This is a genomic window from Reyranella sp., from assembly GCF_036558665.1.
GTDB lineage: Bacteria > Pseudomonadota > Alphaproteobacteria > Reyranellales > Reyranellaceae > Reyranella.
The window spans coordinates 1-1,588 of record NZ_DATBFE010000007.1; the positions used below are offsets into that span (position 1 = coordinate 1).

Sequence of the window (1,588 nt, forward strand, 5' to 3'; positions counted from 1 at the left end):
GGCATCGAACCAGCCGCAGCGGCGCTTGCGGCCCGTCACCGTGCCGAACTCGTGGCCGCGCACACCGAGCAGCTCGCCGGTCCTGTCGGTGAGCTCGGTCGGGAACGGGCCGGCGCCGACCCGCGTGGTGTAGGCCTTGGCAATGCCGAGCACATAGCCGATAGCGCCGGGGCCCACGCCCGCGCCGATCGCGGCCGCCGCCGACACCGTGTTGGAGGAGGTGACGAACGGGTAGGTGCCATGGTCCACGTCGAGCAGCGCGCCCTGTGCGCCCTCGAACAGGATGCGCTTGCCGGCGCGACGCTCGCGGTCGAGCAGGTCCCAGGTCACGTCCATGAAGGGCAGGATCCTGGGCGCGATGGTCGCGAGCTCGGCCATCAGGCCGTCCTTGCCGATCTCTGGCTGGCCCAGGCCGCGCCGGAGCGCGTTGTGGTGCACGAGGATGCGGTCCACCTTGGGGCCAAGCGTGCCGAGGTTCTTGAGATCCTGCACGCGGACGGCGCGTCGGCCCACCTTGTCCTCGTAGGCCGGGCCGATGCCGCGCCCGGTGGTGCCGATCTTGCCTTCGCCGGCAGCAGCCTCGCGCAGCACGTCAAGTTCGCGGTGCAGCGGCAGGATCAGGGGACAGGCTTCGGAAATGCGCAGCCGCTTGCCAGCCTCGATGCCGGCGCGCTCGAGCTCGCCCATTTCCTCGAACAGCGCACGCGGCGACAGCACGACGCCGTTGCCGATGAAGCAGGTAACGCCGTCGTGCAGGATGCCGGATGGAATCAGGCGCAGCACCGTCTTGCGGCCGCCGATGACCAGCGTGTGGCCAGCGTTGTGCCCGCCCTGGAAGCGCACGACGCCCGCGACGCGATCGGTCAGCAGGTCGACAATCTTGCCCTTGCCTTCGTCACCCCACTGGGCGCCGATGACGACCACATTTCTGTTCATGGCGGCGGCCTCTATGCGCGAACGAAGTAGAGCAGGACGATGCCGGCGCTCATGCTGACCAGGCCCCACAGGCGCAGCTGCCCGTCGGGAAGACCGGTGAACATCGACATGACACGTTTCATGGACCGCGGGCTCAGGAACGGCAGGATGCCCTCAAGGACGAGATACAGCGCGAACGCCGCCAGCAGGTCCGACCAGTTCATGCCGGCGTCATTTCGTGGTCGCGCGCTTCAGGTACTTGAAGAACTCGCTGTCGGATGAGATCACCAGCACGTCGCTGTCGGTACCCAGGGAATCACGATACGCCTGGAGACTGCGGTGGAAAGCGTAGAACTCCGGGTTGCGCGAATACGCCTTGGCGTAGACTTCCGCCGACACCGCGTCGCCCTCGCCGCGGATGATCTCCGACTCCCGGTAGGCCTCCGCCAGGATCTCGGTACGCTGACGGTCGGCTTCCGCGCGCAGCTTCTCGGCGCTCTCGTCGCCCTCGGCGCGCAGGCGCTTGGCCTGTCGATCGAAGTCCTGCCGCATGCGGCTGAACACGGACTCGCTCACTTCCTCGGGCAGGTCGATCTTCTTCACGCGCACGTCGACGAGCTGCAGACCCAGCCCGCGCGCGTTCGCGTCGGCGATCTTGAGGATCTCGCCGGTG

Annotated in this window: 3 protein-coding genes; all 3 read right to left on the minus strand. The window is 67.9% G+C overall.

The window, feature by feature from the left end:
* Positions 1-936: adenylosuccinate synthase (locus tag VH499_RS01095; RefSeq protein WP_332050827.1), on the minus strand; the 936-nt coding region annotated here is incomplete at its 3' end.
* 11 nt (positions 937-947) lie between these two features.
* A complete protein-coding gene (locus VH499_RS01100) occupies positions 948-1,139 on the minus strand; it encodes a DUF2065 domain-containing protein (protein WP_332050828.1) in 192 nt (63 codons plus the stop codon).
* Between the two features lie 7 nt (positions 1,140-1,146).
* A partial coding sequence (gene hflC, locus VH499_RS01105) for a protease modulator HflC (protein WP_332050829.1) occupies positions 1,147-1,588 on the minus strand: 442 nt, incomplete at its 5' end.